Origin of the sequence: Sorangium sp. So ce590 (genome assembly GCF_051521365.1) — a bacterium.
Taxonomy (GTDB): domain Bacteria; phylum Myxococcota_A; class Polyangia; order Polyangiales; family Polyangiaceae; genus Sorangium.
The window spans coordinates 447628-466968 of record NZ_CP150346.1 but is presented as its reverse complement, the minus strand read 5'-3'; the positions used below and the strand labels follow the sequence as shown (position 1 = coordinate 466968).

Genomic DNA, 19341 nt, shown 5'->3' with positions numbered 1-19341 from the left:
GCGCCCTCCCTCCCTCCACCGGCGGCGTTACCGGCGTGGCGGCCCCATGGAGACCGTCCAGCCCATCGCGGGCAGCGGCGAGCCGGTGATGATCGCCTCGCCGCCGGAGCGCCCGATGGACAGGCGCCTTGCCGATCCGAGCCTCTTGGCCCACCTGCTCGTCCACGAGCTCGACTACCACACGCCCTGCTACCGACAAGACGTGGAGTCGGACCGGCACGGTTTCCGCATCGGCCGCGGCAACATGACAGGCTGGCAGTAGGATTGTAATCGGGCAGTCCGGCGATGGCCGCGGTCCGGCGCCCACCCCTCTTAACGCGGCGCTCCGAACGAGCCCTGCCAGCCATGTCCTCCCTCGGGCCCGAAGATACCCGCGGGCCGGTCGATTGGAATTGACACCGGCAATGTGAGCGTTCACATTCCAGTCGAGGCCACCCTTTTGTTTCGGTTTGCTCGGGTCCTCCTGAGTACCGAGCTCTTCGTCAACATGATCCGTTCAGTGAGGGGAGCGTGGCGAGTCGCCCTTGACACGCTCGAATCGTTCAGTTCCCTTTTCACCTGATTCCGGTTCGTAGGAGACCTGTGATGCAAGATCAAACGTTCAGCCGACTCGCCTTTTGTGTCACCCTTGCGAGTTGGGTCGCGATTTCGTGCGCCCCCGCCGAGTCCGACTCGAACAACGACGGAGCGGGCGGAGCGGGCGGAGCGGGCGGAGCGACGACGACCGGTTCCGTCAGTAGCGCGAGCGGCAGCAGCGCGGGCGGCAGCAGCGCGAGCGGCAGCGGCGTTGCGACCTCCAGCGGCACCACCGTGGCTGGGACCGGCGGTGACAACAGCGGCGGGAGTGGCGGGGCTGAGCCGACCGGCAGCGGCGGGGCTGGCATGGGTGGCTGGCCCGAAGGAGCCATTCCCATGGGGAACGCGCCTGTGCTGAGCGCGGGGTGCGGCAAAGCAACCACGTTGACGACCAAGGAGTATACGATCTCAAGTTCGGGCCAAAATCGCGTGTACTACGTCGATATGCCCAGGAACTACGACATGAACAAGCCCTACCGGCTGTTCTACACGTCACACTGGATCGGCAGCCGCTGGCAAGACGTCCAGGGGCAAAACTTCTACTTTCTCAAACCGCAGCTAGAGGCCGACGGAGAGCAAGCCATCTTCGTGGCCCCCTCCTCGGACGGTGCAACGTGGCAAGAGAAGGACCACGCGCTGTTCGACGACATCATGAAGCTCATGCATGAGAATGTATGCTACGACACGACCCGCGTGTTCGCGACCGGCTTCAGCTTCGGAGGGATGATCACCTATTCGCTGTCGACGAACCATCAAGCGGAGATCCGTGCGGCCGTGGGCATCGCCCCGGCCAACTACAACATCTGGTTGCCTGAAAAGACACGTAAGCCCATTGCTTGGATGCACACGACGGGCATGAGCGACGGGACTTGCCCCTGGGTGAACAACGAAGCTCAAAAGAGAGGGGCCAAGTTCATCGCCCTCGAAAAAGCCGAAGACAACGGCTGCACGATTCCGAACAACATCCCGACGTCAAACGGCGCGTACAGCTGCTACGATTTCCAGGATTGCGATCCGGAGCATCCGACGCGGGTGTGCACCTTCGGCGGCGGGCACACGAACATCGACGGCAATCCGAATTGGATTCCCATCGAGTCGTGGAAGTTCTTCAAGCAGTTCTGACCGACGTCCTCGCCGCGGGCGGGCCCCTCGCCCGCGCGTAGCGCCGCGCTCGGGGCGTCTCGCCTGCAGGGGAACAGGGGCCGCCCCCAGCGCGTCAGCGTGGTGTAGACAAACTACCACAGCCGAGTGAACTCACGTGTGCCCACGGCACGCCGACGCGCCCCTTGGCGCGCGCGGCGCCGCCCGATGCGCCCCTTAAGCCCCAGGCATCTTGAGGCCGCGCTCGTCCATCACGGCTTTGTTGCGCGCCTCGCTCTTCGCGTACGCCGGGCGGGCTTTGACCCGCGCGGCATATCCGGTGAAGCTCGGGCGCGGCTCGAGCATCTTGAAGTCGAGCATGTACGCGATGGTGCCGCCGAAGATGACGTCGGCCATCGAGAACGCCTTGCCGAGGACGAAGTCACGGCCAGAGATGGCCGATTCCATCGTCGCGATCATGTCGTCGTAGTTGCCCCAGCCGGCGGAGCCGACGCGGAACTCCCAGTTGCCGGCCTTGGCCATCGAGCCGGGCTCGATGACCGAGGGGGCGAAGAGCGACCAGCGAAAATAAGTGCCGCGCGCCGCGTCGTCGAGCTTCGGCGCGAGGCGGCCCGGGGCATAACGATCCGCGAGATAGAGGCCGATCGCCGCGGATTCGGTGACGACGGTGTCGCCGTCGACGAGCAAGGGCAGCTTGCCCATCGGATTGAGCTTCGTGACGTCCTCCTTCTTCTGGTCGCCGGCCATGATGTCGACGAACTTGAGCTCGTACTCGACGCCGACTTCCTCGAGCATCCACACGGTGTTGGCGGCGCGCGAAAACGGGTGGTGGTAAAGAACGATGGCCATGGTGGTGTCTCTTTCTCCGTTCGTTTCCGCCGGTCCGTCGGCGGCGCGGCGGAGGCTACCAGAGGCCGGCCCCGTTGGGCGCGGCGCCAGGTGCGGCAGATTTGAATTCCTCTGCCCGCCGCGTTCATGGCTCCCGCCTCGGCGCGAGGCGACCTCGACCGCTACCCGGCGAGGATCACCGGCTCGAGCCGCGGCCACACGAACGAGCACACAGGTGATGCTGCGGGCCCTTGACTACGGGCGACGCGGCGGCAGAGGGCGCCCCGATGGGCGGCACCGGAGCCGCCCTCGGCGGCGAAACAGGCGGAAAGCGATGGCGATCGCCGCTATTTCCGGCGACCGCTCGTCATCGACCGGCTGTTCTGGCGGGATCTCTGACGCACGGAACCAGCGCGGCGCCTGGCCGCGCCGGGTGGAGCGACCCGGAGAAGAGCAGAAAGGCGCCTAGGGCGCTCGGAAGAGGATTTCCGGGCTCTCTGGGCGCCTCGGCGATCTGTCTCCCTCTCTTTCTTCTTCTCCTCCTGGCGTACTTGGCCCCTTGGCACCGGGCGCGAGGCCGTATGACGGCCACCGACGCGTCAATCAGGGGGTGTCCTCACGTGACATCCGCGCTGGCGCGCGCTCGCTTTTGTGGCGATGGATGACGCCGGTCCGCCCCTGGAGACCTCCCCTGCCGCCAGGCTGCGCAGCTGCAAGCGCGACGTGATCGAGCGCTGGACGCGCCGGGTGCGCGACGATCCCAGGGCGGCGGCGGCGCAGCGGAACAGGGGTCCGGTGCTCGTCCACGAGGTCCCGAGGCTCTTCGAGCACCTCGTCGAGGCGCTCGCGGCGAGCGGGCGCGCCGAGGCGCTCGCGGCGAGCGGGCTCGCCGAGCCCCTCGCCGGTGAGGACGGGGAGCTCCAGAGCGCCTACGAGCGGGTCGAGGACCACGCGCACCTTCACGCCGCGCAGGGCAGCTGCATCGCGGCGGCCCTGCGCGAGCTATCGCACCTCCGGGCTGTGCTCATCGAGGTGTGCGCCGCCCAGGGGATCCCCCTCGGGGTGAGGGAGGCGCAGGTCCTCCACGCGGTGGTGGACGCGAGCATGTGGACGAGCGCCCGCGAGATCGAGACGGCGGCGCGCGCCGCGCTCGAGGACAGCGCTGCGCGCCTGCGGCTCGCCACGCAGGCCGGCGGCGTGGGGGTCTGGGATTACGACACCGTGACCGGCAAGCTGCGCTGGGACGACCGCTGCCGGCAGGTGTCCGGGCTGGGTCCGGAGCCGGACGTCGATTTCGAGCTCTTCGTCTCGGCGATCCACCCCGACGATCGCGCGCGCGTGCAGGAGGCCGTGCTGCGGTCGCAGGACCCGGAGAGCGGCGGCGAGTACAGCATCGAGTACCGCCTCGTGGGGATCCGCGACCGGATCGAGCGCTGGGTCTGCGTGCAGGGGCGCGCGTTCTTCGACGCCGCGGGGCGCAGCGTCCGGATGATCGGCACGGTGATCGACATCTCGGATCGCAAGCGGGCGGAGGCGGAGCGGATCGACGAGCTCGCGTTTCGCGATCGGTTCCTGGGCGCGCTCAGCCATTATCTGCGCACGCCGCTCACGTCCGTCACGCTGGCGACAAGCGTGCTGATGCACCACGGCAACGTGACGCCGCGCCAGGCGAGGAGCGTCGAGCGTATCGCGGCGAGCGCCCGCCGCATGGCGCGGACGATCGACGACCTGCTCGACCTGACGCGGAGCCGCTTCGGCGGAAGCATCCCGATCGCGCCGAGCCCGGGGAACCTCCATGTCCTCTGCAAGGGGGCGATCGACGAGCTCAGGGCCATGCAGCAGGAGGTGCCGATCGGGCTCGATCTGCAGGGGAGCGGCGCCGGGCTGTGGGATCCCGAGCGGATCGCCCAGATGGTGACCAACCTCGTGCAGAACGCTGTCGACTATGCCGACCCGGGGAGCGCCATCCGGGTGGCGATCCGGCCGCGCGGGGAGGACGTGCAGATCGAGGTGCACAACGACGGGCCGGCGATCGCGCCGGAGCGGCTGGAGACGCTGTTCGATCCGTGGCAACAGCCGCCCGCGGACGGACGGTCGAGCACGGGGCGCGGGCTCGGGCTCGGGCTGTTCATCGCGCACCAGATCGCGAAGGCGCACGGCGGGGAGATCGAGGTCGAGAGCAAGGCGGAGCGGGGGACGACGTTCACGGCGCGGCTGCCGCGGAGGGAGGCGGCGGGGTGTTGAAGTGGGGGCGCGCGCGGGGCACGCGGGGCCAGGGTGGCGGAGCGTTGCGCCCTTGTGGGTGGTGGGGGCATTGGCCCAGAGCGATGTCACAGGAAGGCGAGAAGGCGGGAAGATGGCAAGATTATTGATGATTTTCTTCCCCCTTCCCGCCTTCATGTTCAAATGACCCCACCACTCCCTGGTGAGGGAGAGCTCCCGGGGGAGGAGCTCAGGCGATGCAGCAGAACGTGGAGGGCGTGCTCGGCTGGAGGTCGCCGACGGGCTCGCCGCCGTGCGGAGCGCACGCGCCCGGCTCCACGGCGGCGATCACGGCCGACTTGCTGCCCAGGCTCACGCCGGGAGGCGTCACGACGCAGAACGGGACGCTCGAGGTGACGAGGCTCGACGCGAGCAGGTCCGTGCAGGCGGCGTCGCGGTACACGGACGCCATGAGGGTGCACGAGGCGCCTGTCGGATCGCCGCAGCCGCAGGGGGTGCAGTCGCGGCCGTCGATCACGTCCTTGAAGAAGCGGTGCCTGACGGCGTACCCCTCCGGACAGGCGGCGGCGTCCCCCTCGTGGAAGACGCAGGTCTGGAAGCCCGAGGGCGCCGCCGGCGCGCACGTCGTCGCGTCGCCGCACTCGGTGTGCGCCCCGGCGAGGCACGCCCTGGCCCGCGTCGCCCACAGATCGAGCCTGGGCACGGGCGGCGGGACGTCGAGGCGCGGCGTGCAGGCGCCGGCCGTGACCAAGGGGGCGGCGATCGTGAGCGACTGCACGCAGGGCTCGCCGTCGCAGAGCTGGTCGGCGGGGATCGGGTTCGCCGCGGTGCAGGCGCCGTCCCAGCCGTCGGGCGCGGCGAAGGAGGTCGCCACGGTGCCGGGCGCGTCGCCGGGGCAAGAGGAGGAGGTTGCGGCCCAGTCGGTGGGGAGGGAGCAGGAGGCCTCGGGCGGATCGCACGCGCAGGTCGCGCACTCCAGGGGCGGCTGCCGGAGATCGGCGAAGCCCTCGTAGCCGAGCGTCGGCGCGTCGGCGGGACAGTCGGGGACCGCGTTGGGCGGGCCGGACCAGAGCAACGCCGGGCCGAACCAGCCGAGCGGCGCTGGCGGGGCGCACTGGCCGGAGCAGAGCGAGCTGTGCGCGTCGCCGCCGCCGCCACCACCGGCGCCGGCGGCGCCGCCCTCACCGCCGGCGCCGCCCTCACCGCCGGCGCCGCCGTCGCCGGTTCCGGGCACCGTGCAATACCCCAGTTCGGCCTCTTCAGGCTGACAGGGGCCCGTGATGATGATGGGATCTACTTCGCAGCCAGCGATGAGCAGCAATCCTGGAAGGAAGAAGCGTGACGTGCGCATGTCTGAGACCTTACGCGGACGCGAGTCCCCGGCACAAGAAGGATGATTGAAGAACATTCTCATGAGCACCATTCCCTTCATCGAGAAAATTTTCTCATTTCATCGACGCTACTGAGCTTCGTTGCGTTCATTGCCGGTTCGCTCTCACAGGTTCGCCTGTAGACCGATTCCGAGTGCCACGGCGAGAGCAGGAGCGCCCCAGACGGGTCGCTCGCGTGCAGGAACGCCTGGGTGGCGGAGGATGGGTGCGCCGATCACGGGGTGAACGGCCTCGGCGTGTGCCCGCACGGATAGATTCTCCGAAAGAGGCCACGCGATGCCCGCCCGTACCCCTGTACCGACGCGGGGGTTCAGCCGCGGTGCCGCGTCGAACGGCGCGCTGGGTGCCGTGCGGAGCACGCCGATCTCTGCGAGACCGCACGCAAACAGGGCGCGGCGGTTCAGGCAGAGGACGACATCCGTCGTGACGGCCGACACCGACATGGCCACGGCGTCGACTCTCCCCGACAGCGAGGAGAGCCCGCGAACTTCCAGCGCCGCGGACCACGCCGGCCAGCGTCCCCCGATGGACAGCGCCGACCCGAGGGCAACGCCGGGCGTCAAGCCGAGGCCCGTCACGGCGTCGAGGCCGGCCACCCAGCGGAAGCGCTCCGCCGGAGCTGGCGGCACGCTGCTCCCGGACGGCGCGGGCGTGGGCAGCGTCTTGTGGGGGAGCGGCGTCTTGTCGGAGAGCGGCGTCTTGTCGGAGAGCGGCGTCTTGTCAGAGAGCGGCGTCTCGTGGGGGAGCGGCGCCGGTGCCGGAGCATGGACGGGCTGCGGCGGGCAGGGGCGGTCCGGCGAGCAGGGTTCCTCGAGCCGCATTGCCTGCTGGACGGGCTCCTGCGGTGCGGTCGGTGCGCCCGGTGCAGCGGCGAGCTCGTCGTCGTCGAGCAGCACGGCGATGGACACGGCCATGGCGGTGACGAGCACCTTGCAGTCCTTGCCGGCGCTGAACCCGTCGGCCCAGAGTCCGCGGCCGTCGCGATCGAGGAGGAACAGCGCGGCGATGAGCTCGCCGCGCCGGCGCTGGATGGACGCGGTCATCGTGAGCGGCGCCTCGGCGTCGTAGGGATCGACCCCGTCCATCTTCCGGATCGTCTGTGCGCGCAGGAACTGCTCATCGGGACAATCCTCGACGCCTGGCCCTCGGAGGAGCTCGAGCCGCACGCGGGTCGGCGTGGCACGCGGCTCGGCCTGGACCGGAGCGATCCCGAGAGCCGAGATCGCGGCGGCGGTCATCGCCGCGACCCCTGCGCGCCGGGCCCGCGTCGTGATCGCGCGCTCGCCGTGCGATGTCCGGCGCGCGCGCCTCGTTCGCGCCGTCACGGGAGCTCCTGCTGCGTGGCCGCGCTGCCGGCCGGCGCGGACCGCCTCGGGTCCACCTTCGATCGCAGCCGCTCGCGCAGCAGCTTCAGCCGACCCTGCGGGAACCCTCGCTCGTGGGCGGCGATGCGATCCATCGCGGTCGCCCGGTCGCCTTGCAGCAGCGCCTGCCTGGCCGCGTCGAGCAGGCGCAGCTCCTCGGCGAGCGGATCCTGCTCCTCGTCGGAGCGAGCCTGCTCCTCGTCGGAGCGAGCCTGCTCCTCGTCGGAGCGAGCCTGCGGCATCGGCGCGGCGGGCTTGCGCTGACCGGAGCCCCCCGCCGGCGCGTGTGTGGATGTGGGCGTTCGGGAGGCTGGCGATTCCTTCGGGGAGGAGGCTGGCGTTTCCTTCGGGGAGATAGCGATCTCCCTGGTAGCGATCGAGATCGCCTCGCGTCGCGCCGTTCCGGAGTGCGGAGCCTCGCCGGGATCGGTGGCCGGCTGTGCATTCGTGTGGACGGCGCGCGCAAGGAGGATCTGTGTCGCGACCGGAGCCAGGTGGTTCGCCCAGGGGACCGGCGCTTCAGCGAGCGCCACGGCCATGGCGGCGCCGCCGATGCCTGCCGTTCCCCACTCCAGCGCCGGGCGGAGGAGCCGGGCGAGGGGGCGTGCGAGGCGCGCCAGGCGTGCGAGACGCGCGGGTCGAGCGGGATCCCCGGGCGGAGCTGCGAGGTCGTGTCGTCCGAGCTCGCTTCGCGGGCTGGCAAGGGTCGCGGGCGGGTTCGTGTCGGCGATGGCCGAGGCGCCGGAGTGGATGGGGTGCGACGCGACGGCGGAGCTCGAGGAGGCGGAGGTGAGGGAGAAGAGCGGGAGCATGAGCAGACCGGACCGGAGCGCCTGCTGCTGCTCGGGTCGCAGGCGCTTCACGGCGGCGCGGTAGTCCTCGCGCGCGAGGCGCAGCCGGCTCGCGGCGGTGTTCTCGTTGAGATCGAGGGCGCGCGCGATCTCGTGCATCGGGATCTCGTACGCGTCGGCCAGGAGGAGAACGGCGCGCCGTTCGGGCGCGATCTTCGCCAGCAGGCAGGTCGCGAGCGCGCCCCGCTCTTTCCGGGCGATGTGCTGCTCGCTGCTCGGCGCGACGCCGGCGGTCTCGAAGCACGCCGCGTCCACGAGGCCCACGGGCACCTCGCGCCGCCGGTAAGCGCGCTCCAGGTGGTGCCCGACCTGGCGCCAGGCGATCCCGAAGAGCCAGGCGGCCTCGGCGCGCCAGCGCGGGCCGAGGCCGTGCGGGAGCGATGGGCCGGAGGGCGTAGCGGGCGCCGGCGGAGGGGGCGAGGCGGGGTCGTACCGGGGGAGGCTCGTGTAGGCGCCGAGCAGGACCTCCTGGGAGAGGTCGTCGATGTCGTCCTCGGCGACCCCGAGGTACCGGAGCATCCCCGGGAGGACGTGAACGGCGGTCGCGTGCATGGACGTCCAGGTGCTGTGCTGGACGAGGTCGGGGGGCGGACGCGGGGGAAGAGAAAGAGGGCTCATGTTTAGAATTGCGGACGAGCGCCCGGGGTCGTCACGGAATCGGCATGAGCGGGTGCCGAGGGGGGGCGGGGGCGGCGCCGAGGGGGGCGGGAGGTCCGGACGGAACGGTGCGGTGCGCCCCTTTGACCGGCGCTGACCGCCGGTCGACGGGCTGACCCGAGCGTGATCCTTCGGGTTGACCGAGAGGTTGACCGGGCCCAGCGGCGGAGAGTCGCGTGACGTGGAGCCGGGCCTGCTCGTCACGCTCGAGCTTCACAGCCTGTGCCCTCCGTCAGGCGCGCTGGCCGGAGCCGCTGCTACGCCTCACAGCCGAGCGAGCCGCCCATCTTCGAGCAGCACCCAGGGGGCCGAAGGCGAGTACGCCTCGGTCCCGGCGATGGGCAGGCCTGGCGCATCCGTGAGCTCATCGAGCCCCATGTCTCGGAGTCGCATCCCGCGTTCAGTGAGGCGATAGACCTCCGAAAGCATCGGGTAGCCAGCGCCAGGCGGCTTCGGGCCAGGTGCGCGCTCCACCGCCGTGCTCGAATCGTGGTCCGCCCAACGATCCAGGCGATCGGCAAGAAACAGATCTCCTGTATAGGACAGGAACCCACGCAACTCCGTTCCCTGCGGCGACTTATGGCAGAACACGGCGAGCGGTGTCCGCCATTCCTCTGACAGGAGCTCCAGCAAGAACTCGTCGAATCGACTCAAGCGCAGGCGACCGTCCGGAGTCCTCCTTGCATGAAAGCAGGAGAGCAGGGCCCACAAAGCAGCGAGCTCCGGGAACCCGTCCACGCCACGGACGCAACTTTCAACGAAGGGGAGAGGATCCGCATCGGCGTACATGGCCCAGAGTTGCACGGCGCGATCGTAGCGTTCGCATGGCCAGGGTTGCGCCTTGTCGAGGCGCTCCAGAAGGATGGCGTCGGGGTGATCGGACACCGAATCGGTACACTCGAACATTGGTGCCGGCTCGTCAAGGTCACGCGAGATGGCCACTGGCTCGAAATCGATAACCGCCACCTCATCGCATGAGATTCCGACGTGGCGCAACCAGCTACAGGCTCTCCACAGGTTCACCCGCTCATGCACGCTCGACGACGCCCACAAGACAACTGGCGGTTTCCAACAGATCTCCGACGAATATAGCCGGTCGAATTTCCCGGACGAAGCCCAAAACATCTCACGCGCGCGAGCATGCTCCTCGGCGTCTTGGCGGCTCGGACCGATGACGAGGCAATCAGACGCAGGCACGACGCTGGACGCGCCCATGCGCAACAGCTGCTCCGCCGTCGGCGTGTCGAAGGCAACATGGGTCGCATTGCGAAGGGTCGGACGGTCGGCCATGGTCACTCGAAACCGCACTCGTAACATTCCGAATACTTGTACGGATGCTTGTTGATGCAGTTCCTCTGGCAAATCGCGCAGAGAGTCTTTTTATACTCGATCTCACGAGTACACGGGTAACCCTTGTCCTGGCAGGCTTCGAACATGTCAGTACATGTCTTGCTTGGGGAGCACGACCCTGCCATCGCGAGCTCTGCGCTACCTACTTCCTCGCCCCCGTCCTCTTCGCCTTCGTCGTTGTTCGGGTAATCTCCCGCCCCCACGGATTCTGTAGGGTATCCAGCACCCGCGCTCCCCGGCTCCACTGTGTCACAGGTGTAGGACAAGTCGCATGCCGACGCGAGCACCACCAGGAGCCCGCCGCACAGCACGATCGCGCTCGCCTTCAGCTTCAAGTCGTACCCCATGTGTTCCTCCCTTTCCGGATGAGCGCACCGTTCTCTTCTCTCCGCATGCTGGCGGCGTCAACAGGTGACCTGGACCACATTAGGTCCATGCGGTCCTTGCACATGGGAACCGGAGCGCGCCGCCCCGCACCCGTTCCCGGCGCGCCGCCGCCACCACGGGCGCCGAGCTCGCCACGGGGTCAAGGCTTTCCCGCCCCGGGCGGGGAAGAATCCCCTGGGCCACGTCCGTCGGAATACGCAGTCCGAGCTCGCTTCGCGGGCTGGGAAGGGTCGCCGGCGCGTTCGCGTCGACGATGGCGGAGGCTCCCGAGTGGACGGGGCGCGACACGACGGCGGAGCTCGAGGAGGCGGAGGCGAGGGAGAAGAGCGGGAGCATGAGCAGGCCGGACCGGAGCGCCTGCTGCTGCTCGGGTCGCAGGCGCTTCACGGCGGCGCGGTAGTCCTCGCGCGCGAGGCGCAGCCGGCTCGCGGCGGTGTTCTCGTTGAGATCGAGGGCGCGCGCGATCTCGTGCATCGGGATCTCGTACGCGTCGGCCAGGAGGAGGACGGCGCGCCGTTCGGGCGCGATCTTCGCCAGCAGGCAGGTCGCGAGCGCGCCCCGCTCTTTCCGGGCGATGTGCTGCTCGCTGCTCGGCGCGACGCCGGCGGTCTCGAAGCACGCCGCGTCCACGAGGCCCACGGGCACCTCGCGCCGCCGGTAAGCGCGCTCCAGGTGGTGCCCGACCTGGCGCCAGGCGATCCCGAAGAGCCAGGCGGCCTCGGCGCGCCAGCGCGGGCCGAGGCCGTGCGGGAGCGATGGACCGGACGGCGTACCGGGCGCCGGCGGAGGGGGCGAGGCGGGGTCCTATCGGGGGAGGCTTGTGTAGGCGCCGAGCAGGACCTCCTGGGAGAGGTCGTCGATGTCGTCCTCGGCGACCCCGAGGTACCGGAGCATCCCCGGGAGGACGTGAACGGCGGTCGCGTGCATGGACGTCCAGGTGCTGTGCTGGACGAGGTCGGGGGGCGGACGCGGGGGAAGAGGAAGAGGGCTCATGTTTAGAATTGCGGGTGAGCGCCCGGGGTCGTCACGGAATCGGCATGAGCGGGTGCCGAGGGGGGGCGGGCGTGGCGCCGATCGGTCGGGGCGGGACGCTGCGCTTGCGTTTCCACGGCTTGAGCAGCAGCGCGCGCAGCGGTCCGCCCCTCCCTCATCGCGCGCTCCGTGCGCTCAGGGAGGGGTGCGTTGCCCGGCATTTCCAGGTGCGGAACCTGCAAGGGAGAGCAGGCGGGCGCCCTGCGTCATGACGTGATGCCCAGCAAAAAGAGGGCGTCGGCCCAGAGCGGCCACAGCGTGCGGTACGGGTGGGTCGCGAGCGTCACACCGCCGCTCGCCAGGCGCCGCACGTGGTAGGGGGCGTGTTGCTCGAGAAACCGGACGTGTTTGCGCGTGGTGAGGTCCACGTCGTGCACGGGCGCGCCCTCCGCGATTATCTTCATGATCTCGCGGGCATAGGGCTCCACGGCGCACCATTCATCGTCCGGGAGCGCGGACGCCTCAAGCGCGTCGAGAAGCACTTCCGGTGCAGTATCAACGGCCTGTAGAACCGCTTCCCGCGATACCTCAGCGCCGCCTTTGACCGCGATGCGCGCCCCGTGCGGAGCAGCGTCGACGCGCGCGCGCAGCGCGTCCATCGACAACCCCGCGGCGCGTTCCACCTTGTCGCCGTCGTGCAGGTGCACCCACGAGAGAGCAAGATCACGCACGATTTCCGTGGCCGTCGCGTGGTAGGTCGCGCCGATTTCGATGGGGGCGCCCCAGTGCCCGAGCTTCGTACATCCTCCGGTCGTTACGCGCCTGCTCGCGCCCGGCGCGCATAGGCGGAGCAGGAGATCCTCCACGTCCTCTTGGACGACGAGTGACGCCATGGCCGCCTCAACCTCGACCGATCTCGCGCTGGCGAGCAAGCCGACGGGCAGGCGAAGCGGGAGCAGTTCCTCCTTGTCGAACGGCGACATGCCGAGAGGACCTGAGGCGCCGCGGCGGAGCTGCCCGTCGCCGCAGCAGTGGCTGCTGAAGCCTAGCGCACGTCCGGAGCTTAGCGTCACGCCGAAGGACGCCCAAGCGTACGCGTCCGTGCCGAACTGGGCATGCAGCGTCGCAGCGACTTCGTCAATAGGAATCTCATTACGCCATGTCGAGAATATCGACAGGCTGCTACAGAACCGCCACGGGTGAACGAGAGCCGACAGCGCCGCTGCAAATGCGTCGATTCTATCCGACTCGTCACACCACGCGAAGAACGAAGGGGTTGATTCCCTCAAAACCCGCTGACCGCTTGACTCGCTCATATCTCGATGACCCTGACAAAATGCTTAAAACCCTCTCCGGAAATCTGAACGGTCTGACCTGTGGCCTTGTCGAATAAATATCCATTCTTGATGATCTTATTGTGATCGTCGAACGCCACGCCCTTCTTGATGATTATTTCGACTCTTGTGACGTCGCCGGCGAGCCCCTTCTCTTTCAGCGCCTTCAGAGCGTTCGTCAACTGCTTGATCGCTTCCTGGACGTGCGTCCCACTTTTCGCCTCGCTCACTGCCAGTTTGTTCCCTCGGGTCACCGTCACAAAATCGGGCGCCTTCGCGATGTCGCTGTAGGCAGGAGCCGTCCTCGGTATACCCAGCACTGTGCGCACGCCGTCGTCGCCAACGCCGATCAAGGCCCGCCCATCGTCCAGTAGGAACTTGGCCGCTCTGCGCTCGAACGCGTCGATAAACTTGGTGGTGACCGCCCCACGCAGCGTCTTGTACCAGTTGCGCCGGTTCGCGCGCAGCGCTGTCGCGAGTTCCTCGCCCATCTGCGCGATTTCCTCGGCGACCCGAATCGCATCCGGCGTTAGCCCGCCGGCGCGACTGACCGCGCGCCACATCGGTCCTACCGCCCCGAGGCCGAACCCCACGCCCGAGAAGATCCGCTGCTCGGTGCTGAGCTCCTGCCCCGACGGCAAGCACCACTCCTTGCCCGTCACCGCCTCGCACAGGTCGAGCGCCGGCCCCACCACCGGCACGAACCCGACCCCGATGCGCGTCGTCGCGTGCACCAGCGTCTGCATCACCTCGGCGTAGGCCTCGAAGCCCTCGCCGACCGTCGACATCGCCCCCCCGAAGGCGCTGATCGTCTGGTAGAGCTGCGTCTGCTCCAGGTCGAGCCCGTCGCCCGTCCACTGGTTGAGGCTGTCCTTCATCTGGTCCGCGAGCGCGTCGAACCGCGGCTTCAGCACCGTGTCCACCTGCGCCCGCAGGTCCGGCGGCACGGGCGAGTCCTCGAACCAGTCCGACGCATCCATGTACCGCCGCACGACCCCGGCGATCCGGTTCTGCGCCTTCAGGAACGCGTTCGTCTCCGAGAGCGACACCCCCATCCGGTCGCGCAGCGCGATCTCCAGCGCCGCGCTGTTCGCCCGCCACGCCCTCACGTTCGCCACGAAGTCCGCCCGCGCGACCACCGCCCCGCCGCTCACGTCCGCCTCCAGCGCCGCGATCACCGCGTCCGCGTACGCCGCATAGGGATCTCTCCCCTCGTCGAACGCCCCGTCCACCTCCGCGATGTCCGGCACCTCGACCCACGGCACCTCGCTCTCCCCGAGCGCGTACGCCCCCGGGTCGTCCGGATTCCACCCCTCGTCGCGCGCATCCTGCGTCGCCAGGTCCGCCACCTCGTCCGCCTGCGCGCCGAACTCGTCGAGCAATCGCCCGAGCTCGTCCTCGAGATCGCGGACGCTCTTCTTCAGGTCGTCGACGAGCTGCTCCATCGCCGCCCGCGTCTCCGCGTCGACAACGTCCTTGTACCGGTCGAGAATCGCGTCGAGGTCGGTCCGCGAGATCTCGGCCAGCGGCCGGCTCACCAGGTCGTGCAGCTCGGTGTCGAGCTGCCGCAGCAGATCCATCCTCGCCCGCAGGTCCGCGACCTTGGCGGCGTCGCGGAGGATCGTCACCATCAGCCTGGCGAGCACGACCTCCAGCTCGGCGATGTCGCGCGCCAGCGCCGGGTTGATCTCGGCGAGGCGCAGGTCGACGTCGGTGCTGCCCTCGAAGCCGGTCCCATCGCGGCGGAGGTTGAAGAGCGGTTTGTTCAGCCCGAGCGGCTCCGAGACGAGGTGCACCACCTCCTGCTCGTGGGTACACCAGTTGCCGCCGTTCACGGTGTGGACCCCGAAGTGGAACTCGTTTCTGCCCATGCGGAGCAGCACCGAGTCGAACTCCGCCTCGAGCGTGTTGCTCCGCGAGCCGTCGCCGTGGATCTGCAGCGCGCCCGGCACCCCGTAGGTGGGCAGCGGCGTCTGGTTCACCTCGAACATCGCGCTGCCCTCGGTCTCGAGCTCGGTAGAACCGCACGAATCGGCATCACCGTGGCTGCTCCACAGCACGGTGTACGGCGTGCGGGTGCGAGCCCACGCCGGCGACGGCGCCAGCACCGCCAGCGCCGTCATCAGCGCGACAACCTTCTGGAACACCGCGGCGCAGAAGCCATGCCGCGCAACGTCTTTCGAGCCTCTCATGGCCCCTCCGCGCCGCGCACGGCTGCGTCATACGCGAGCGCGGCGCCCTTCACGTCGCCCGCGTCGAGCCTCGCCTGCGCGGCGTCGAGCGCCGCCGCGGCCATCCCCTTCTCCCGCAGCGCCGCGAGGCCCGCCGCGATCTCCCGCGGCAGGCCCGTCCTGAGCTCCGCCTCCGCGGCGTCGAACCGCCCGCGAAGCGCGGCGCACCCGGCCTCGCGCCACGACGACCCCGCCGCCTCGCAGAGCGGCCGCATCTGCACCAGCGCCAAGAGCTCCCCGCATCGCTCGGCGAGCAGCGGCAGCCCGAGCTTCTCGCTCACCGGCGGCGCCGCCGACAGCGCCGCTGCCCGCGCGCGCGCTCCCTCGCTGAACCCCTCCGACGCCTTGCGGATCCGCGACCGCGCGATCGCCTCGCGCGCCCCCGCGTCCGCCTGCAGTAATTCGAGCGCCTGCCGGCGCACCGCGACGCCGCTGAGCAGCCCGGTCGCGGTCGCGTCGCTCCGGGCGACCCGCCGCTGCGCGTAGCCCAGCATCGCGCTCAGCGAGCGCAGCGCCCCCGAGGTCATGTCCGGCACCACCGCCCCGTGCGTCGCGAGGACCTCTTTGTGCGGCGCGATCGCCTCCTCGAACGAGACCGCGAACGCCTGGAGCTCCGCCGACAGCGTCATCACCTCCGCGGCGAGCTCGTTCGGTGCCCGGCTCGCCTCGCGCGCCGCCGCGAGCACCGCCTGCTCCGCGCCGTCGAGGCCTTCGATATCCGACCGCGACGCCTGCTCCGAGAGCGCCACGTACGCCGCCGTCTCCGCTGTCTCGGTCGCCCGGTACGCGGCGAAGTGGGCCGCGGCGCCCGCGTACCGGGCTCGAAGCGGCGCGGCGTCGCTGCGCGCCTGATCGAAGATCGCCTGCATGACCGCCATTGCCTGCTTGTCCGCAGCGAGCGCGGCGACGAGGGGCTCTTTTTCGGCGCTCGCCTTGTCGGCCATCGCCTGCGTGAAGTTGTCGGCCGCGCGGACCGGCTCCTCCTCGAGGACCTCCTTCTGGTAATCGCTGAAGTTCCGGAGCAGCCTGCGGAGCTCGCCGTTCAGGGTCGCCCGGAGCGACTCGGCGTTCTTCTCCTCGTCGCGCACGTAGGCCACGGCCCGCTCGAGGTTGTCGAACCAGGCCGTGAGCTCCGCCTCGCTCGCGGCGAGATCCTCCGCCATCACGCTGTTCGGCCTCAGCGCCCACATCTGGATCGGCAGCTCGCCGCTCTCCTCGGCCTTGCGCCACGCGCTTCCCGGGCCCTCGCTCGCGTCCACGCAGTACTCGACAGTGCTGGTGTCGGCTTGCGCGCAGAAGCTCCCGCGCGCGTCGTCGTCGCGATCCCACAAGCACCCGCACGCCATGGCGCCGAGCGCCAGGGCGGCGAAGGCCGCGACAAGGGTCGTCGGCCGTCGCCTGGGTCTCCTCCTCGTCTTCCTCATCCTCATTCCCTCCACCCTGCGACTTTTCTCATCGGCGGACGCTCGCGCGCAGGTGCCCCGGAGACAAGTGTCCACGAGAGCGTTCGGACATTGCTCAGCCGAGCAGCGCGCCCCGAGATACACGCATCCGTCCTTGGCGGAGAGGCACCGATGGGCTGCGAGGGGGTGCGTCGGGGGTGCTTCAATGGGGCCGCCGCCTTTCAGCGGCGGAGAGCCTGATCACCAAGGCCATGGCGATCGCCGACATCGTGCTTCAATGGGGCCGCCGCCTTTCAGCGGCGGAGAGCTCGCGGCGACGGTGGCGCCGGCCTACGGCGCCTGGTGGCTTCAACCTGGATTTCGCGCGTCCTGAGCCATTCGGAAATACTGGCAAACTGACGCCGCAAAACGGAACGCCTTGAAGAAAAGGCTCGGCGTGCGCAGCCGTTGCGTTTGCTATGACCCAAGGCCAGCGCACGCCGAGCACCTCGAAGGTGCGACGGCGCATCCGCCGAAGCAAGCCCAAACCGACCCCGCCTCGACGCGCCCGCGTCCGCCGTCCCGATCCGCGTGCGGTGCACCTCCGCGCGACGGAGACGACGCTCACCGGCGTGGCGGGACTGGTCGGCTTCGGTGTCTTCCTCCGTGAGCTCGATGTCGACGCCGAGCTCCGGCGCACGTTCGGTCGACTCAAGCCGGACAGCCGTGTTGTCTTCCCCATGGCCGCCCAGGTGCGGCTGCTCATCGACGCCGCCGTGGCCGGGGAGGCGCGGGTCTTCGGCCTGGAGGCGCTGGCGAACGACCCGCTCTTCGTGCACCTGGCCGGCGGCGTCGTGCCCAGCATCGACACCGTCTACCGTGATCTCTGCCGCTTCGACGACAAGGCGCTCGCCGCGCTCGATTCGATGCTCGCCGAGCACGGGCTCGCTCCGCTCGCCAAAGCGCCGCCCGACATCGTCCATCTGGACGTAGACACCACCGTCGAGCCGCTGTTCGGCTCGCAGGAAGGAGCCCGACCGGGACCCAATCCTCGCTACCACGGCAGGCCCAGCTATCACCCGCTGCTTGTCCGCGTCGCCGAAACCAACACCGTCATCGGCGCCCAGCTCCGGCCGGGAGACACAAACTTCGGCAACGATGACGTGCCCTACGTCGAGCGCTGCCTCGATCGCGTCCGTGCGGCGGCGCCCGAGGCCGCCGTCTACGTGCGCATTGACGCCGCCGGCGACTGTACCCAGCTGCTGCGGGCCGTTGCCGACAAGGGGGCCTTCTTCCTGACCAAGCCCAGGCTGACGCGCGAGCTCGCGGGTGCAATCTCCCTGGTCACCCGCTGGAAAACCGTGGACTGGGACGCGGACGGACGGCCTCGCCGCCAGGTCGCGGAGGTCCCGTTTCGACGCGGCCAATGGGCAGACCTCGAGGCTCGCGTCATCGCCGTCCGGACGCTCGACCGGACCTACGCCAGGCACATCTATCTCTGGGACGATCTCGACTACACCGTGCAGGTCTACGTCACCAACGAGATGGTCGAAGCGCCGGAGGACGTCGCCGCACGCTACGACCCTCGGGCGGGCATCGAGGTGCTGATCCGTGACCTCAAGCACGGCTGGGGCTGTGGTCAAGTTCCAAGCCATACCTTCGCCGCGAACCACGCGATGCTCCTTCTGAAGCTGCTCGCTCACAACCTGATGCGCCGTTACGTGCTCCGGCGATTCCCCGAGCTGTCGCGCTGGACCGCGCCGTGGCTCCGCCGCGAGCTCATCCTCGTTCCCGGACGCCTGCTACGAGGCCCAGGACGCGAGCGCATCCTCCGCGTCCCGGAGCTGTGGTTGCTCGGACGCTCGCTCAACTGAGCAGCAGGCCAGCCTTGGGACGGGCATCGGGGGAAAGGGGGAGGTGTGCCCTCGCGTCGCAATGACGCAGCAGAAAACGCCTCCGAGCTGCATTCGCGGGCTCGGGCACCGTGAAATCGTTGAGCGCCCGCACATGGCAGCGCCCACGCGCGAAAGTGAAGTTCAATGGGGCCGCCGCCTTTCAGCGGCGGAGAGGCACGCCGTCCTTGGCCACATTCCCGACGATGACGAGGCTTCATGAGCCCCGGCTTCAATGGGGCCGCCGCCTTTCAGCGGCGGAGAGCGGCCGCCGATGGCACGGGCGTGACCCGGGACTTGCTCGGGCTTCAATGGGGCCGCCGCCTTTCAGCGGCGGAGAGCTCCGCATCGACGGCACGCTTGACGCGGCCACGGACGCTTCAATGGGGCCGCCGCCTTTCAGCGGCGGAGAGCTCAATGGGAGGGCGAGGGAAAGAATCGGGCCATGTCGCTTCAATGGGGCCGCCGCCTTTCAGCGGCGGAGAGATCCGTCAACCGCGCCGGTTCGTCGCTCTCTGCGTGGCTTCAATGGGGCCGCCGCCTTTCAGCGGCGGAGAGAAGGGCTGCACACGAGCGACATCGCGGAGCGCATGGAGCTTCAATGGGGCCGCCGCCTTTCAGCGGCGGAGAGTGGAAGCACGACTTCGAGGGAGCGCTGGAGGGAGCCGGGCTTCAATGGGGCCGCCGCCTTTCAGCGGCGGAGAGGTCGAGCAAGCGATTCCGAACCTCTTCCGCGCGCTCATGCTTCAATGGGGCCGCCGCCTTTCAGCGGCGGAGAGGCGCCCCGACGCGCAGCTCTGGG

15 protein-coding genes and 1 CRISPR repeat array (1 of these 16 only partly in view) are annotated in these 19341 nt (G+C 69.3%); of the genes, 4 read left to right on the top strand and 11 right to left on the bottom strand.

The features are described from left to right. Positions 1-46 precede the first annotated feature (46 nt). Both WMF28_RS01730 and WMF28_RS01725 read left to right on the top strand, forming a co-directional pair. On the top strand, positions 47-262 hold the full coding sequence (locus WMF28_RS01730; RefSeq protein WP_437600264.1) for an IS66 family transposase: 216 nt from the start codon (positions 47-49) through the stop codon (positions 260-262). Between the two features lie 323 nt (positions 263-585). Then, positions 586-1698 carry an alpha/beta hydrolase family esterase gene (locus tag WMF28_RS01725; RefSeq protein ID WP_437600263.1) on the top strand — a complete coding sequence of 371 codons (1113 nt, stop codon included), beginning with the start codon at positions 586-588 and terminating at the stop codon, positions 1696-1698. A 195-nt stretch (positions 1699-1893) separates the two neighbouring features. Here the strand turns inward: WMF28_RS01725 and WMF28_RS01720 are convergent, their stop codons facing one another. Next, positions 1894-2526 carry a glutathione S-transferase family protein gene (locus tag WMF28_RS01720; protein WP_437600262.1) on the bottom strand — a complete coding sequence of 211 codons (633 nt, stop codon included), beginning with the start codon at positions 2524-2526 and terminating at the stop codon, positions 1894-1896. Between the two features lie 636 nt (positions 2527-3162). Between WMF28_RS01720 and WMF28_RS01715 the strand changes: the two genes are divergently transcribed. Further along, positions 3163-4749: an ATP-binding protein gene (locus tag WMF28_RS01715; protein WP_437600261.1), complete on the top strand. Its 1587-nt coding sequence runs from the start codon at positions 3163-3165 to the stop codon at positions 4747-4749. A 208-nt stretch (positions 4750-4957) separates the two neighbouring features. On the opposite strand, the gene WMF28_RS01710 is transcribed toward WMF28_RS01715, so the two are convergent. From WMF28_RS01710 to WMF28_RS01665, 10 genes are all read right to left on the bottom strand, one after another. Continuing rightward, positions 4958-6079 (bottom strand): hypothetical protein, encoded by a 1122-nt coding sequence (locus tag WMF28_RS01710; protein WP_437600260.1) that lies wholly within the window; start codon positions 6077-6079, stop codon positions 4958-4960. Positions 6080-6223: 144 nt separating this feature from the next. Then, positions 6224-7444: a hypothetical protein gene (locus tag WMF28_RS01705; RefSeq protein WP_437600259.1), complete on the bottom strand. Its 1221-nt coding sequence runs from the start codon at positions 7442-7444 to the stop codon at positions 6224-6226. Beyond that, on the bottom strand, positions 7441-8886 hold the full coding sequence (locus WMF28_RS01700; RefSeq protein WP_437600258.1) for a sigma factor-like helix-turn-helix DNA-binding protein: 1446 nt from the start codon (positions 8884-8886) through the stop codon (positions 7441-7443). Before WMF28_RS01700 ends, WMF28_RS01705 begins: the two co-directional genes overlap by 4 nt. Positions 8887-9255: 369 nt before the next feature. Continuing rightward, positions 9256-10281 carry a hypothetical protein gene (locus WMF28_RS01695; protein WP_437600257.1) on the bottom strand — a complete coding sequence of 342 codons (1026 nt, stop codon included), beginning with the start codon at positions 10279-10281 and terminating at the stop codon, positions 9256-9258. A 2-nt stretch (positions 10282-10283) separates the two neighbouring features. After that, complete coding sequence (locus WMF28_RS01690) at positions 10284-10688, bottom strand: hypothetical protein (protein WP_437600256.1); 405 nt, start codon at positions 10686-10688, stop codon at positions 10284-10286. A 79-nt stretch (positions 10689-10767) separates the two neighbouring features. Then, complete coding sequence (locus tag WMF28_RS01685; RefSeq protein WP_437600255.1) at positions 10768-11367, bottom strand: RNA polymerase sigma factor; 600 nt, start codon at positions 11365-11367, stop codon at positions 10768-10770. 165 nt (positions 11368-11532) lie between these two features. Then, on the bottom strand, positions 11533-11721 hold the full coding sequence (locus WMF28_RS01680) for a hypothetical protein (RefSeq protein ID WP_437600254.1): 189 nt from the start codon (positions 11719-11721) through the stop codon (positions 11533-11535). A 245-nt stretch (positions 11722-11966) separates the two neighbouring features. Then, positions 11967-13016, bottom strand: a complete 1050-nt coding sequence (locus WMF28_RS01675; protein ID WP_437600253.1) for a hypothetical protein — start codon at positions 13014-13016, stop codon at positions 11967-11969. Next, complete coding sequence (locus WMF28_RS01670) at positions 13013-15226, bottom strand: hypothetical protein (RefSeq protein WP_437600252.1); 2214 nt, start codon at positions 15224-15226, stop codon at positions 13013-13015. Before WMF28_RS01670 ends, WMF28_RS01675 begins: the two co-directional genes overlap by 4 nt. Further along, positions 15223-16689 carry a hypothetical protein gene (locus WMF28_RS01665; RefSeq protein ID WP_437600250.1) on the bottom strand — a complete coding sequence of 489 codons (1467 nt, stop codon included), beginning with the start codon at positions 16687-16689 and terminating at the stop codon, positions 15223-15225. The genes WMF28_RS01670 and WMF28_RS01665 overlap by 4 nt, the downstream gene beginning before the upstream one ends. A gap of 437 nt (positions 16690-17126) precedes the next feature. On the opposite strand from WMF28_RS01665, the gene WMF28_RS01660 reads away from it, so the two are divergent. Beyond that, positions 17127-18521, top strand: a complete 1395-nt coding sequence (locus WMF28_RS01660) for an IS1380 family transposase (protein WP_437598143.1) — start codon at positions 17127-17129, stop codon at positions 18519-18521. A 159-nt stretch (positions 18522-18680) separates the two neighbouring features. Continuing rightward, a CRISPR array of direct repeats spans positions 18681-19341; the repeat unit is 36 nt; unit sequence GCTTCAATGGGGCCGCCGCCTTTCAGCGGCGGAGAG; it runs 1222 nt beyond the window's last position.

Bases quoted from the DNA above. Each gene is read 5' to 3' on its own strand.
- WMF28_RS01715 (WP_437600261.1), top strand. From the start codon at position 3,163: ATGGATGACGCCGGTCCGCCCCTGGAGACCTCCCCTGCCGCCAGGCTG.
- WMF28_RS01665 (WP_437600250.1), bottom strand. From the start codon at position 16,689: ATGAGGAAGACGAGGAGGAGACCCAGGCGACGGCCGACGACCCTTGTC.
- WMF28_RS01670 (WP_437600252.1), bottom strand. From the start codon at position 15,226: ATGAGAGGCTCGAAAGACGTTGCGCGGCATGGCTTCTGCGCCGCGGTG.
- WMF28_RS01660 (WP_437598143.1), top strand. From the start codon at position 17,127: ATGACCCAAGGCCAGCGCACGCCGAGCACCTCGAAGGTGCGACGGCGC.
- WMF28_RS01720 (WP_437600262.1), bottom strand. From the start codon at position 2,526: ATGGCCATCGTTCTTTACCACCACCCGTTTTCGCGCGCCGCCAACACC.
- WMF28_RS01710 (WP_437600260.1), bottom strand. From the start codon at position 6,079: ATGCGCACGTCACGCTTCTTCCTTCCAGGATTGCTGCTCATCGCTGGC.
- WMF28_RS01730 (WP_437600264.1), top strand. From the start codon at position 47: ATGGAGACCGTCCAGCCCATCGCGGGCAGCGGCGAGCCGGTGATGATC.
- WMF28_RS01690 (WP_437600256.1), bottom strand. From the start codon at position 10,688: ATGGGGTACGACTTGAAGCTGAAGGCGAGCGCGATCGTGCTGTGCGGC.
- WMF28_RS01695 (WP_437600257.1), bottom strand. From the start codon at position 10,281: ATGGCCGACCGTCCGACCCTTCGCAATGCGACCCATGTTGCCTTCGAC.
- WMF28_RS01700 (WP_437600258.1), bottom strand. From the start codon at position 8,886: ATGCACGCGACCGCCGTTCACGTCCTCCCGGGGATGCTCCGGTACCTC.
- WMF28_RS01675 (WP_437600253.1), bottom strand. From the start codon at position 13,016: ATGAGCGAGTCAAGCGGTCAGCGGGTTTTGAGGGAATCAACCCCTTCG.
- WMF28_RS01680 (WP_437600254.1), bottom strand. From the start codon at position 11,721: ATGAGCCCTCTTCCTCTTCCCCCGCGTCCGCCCCCCGACCTCGTCCAG.
- WMF28_RS01725 (WP_437600263.1), top strand. From the start codon at position 586: ATGCAAGATCAAACGTTCAGCCGACTCGCCTTTTGTGTCACCCTTGCG.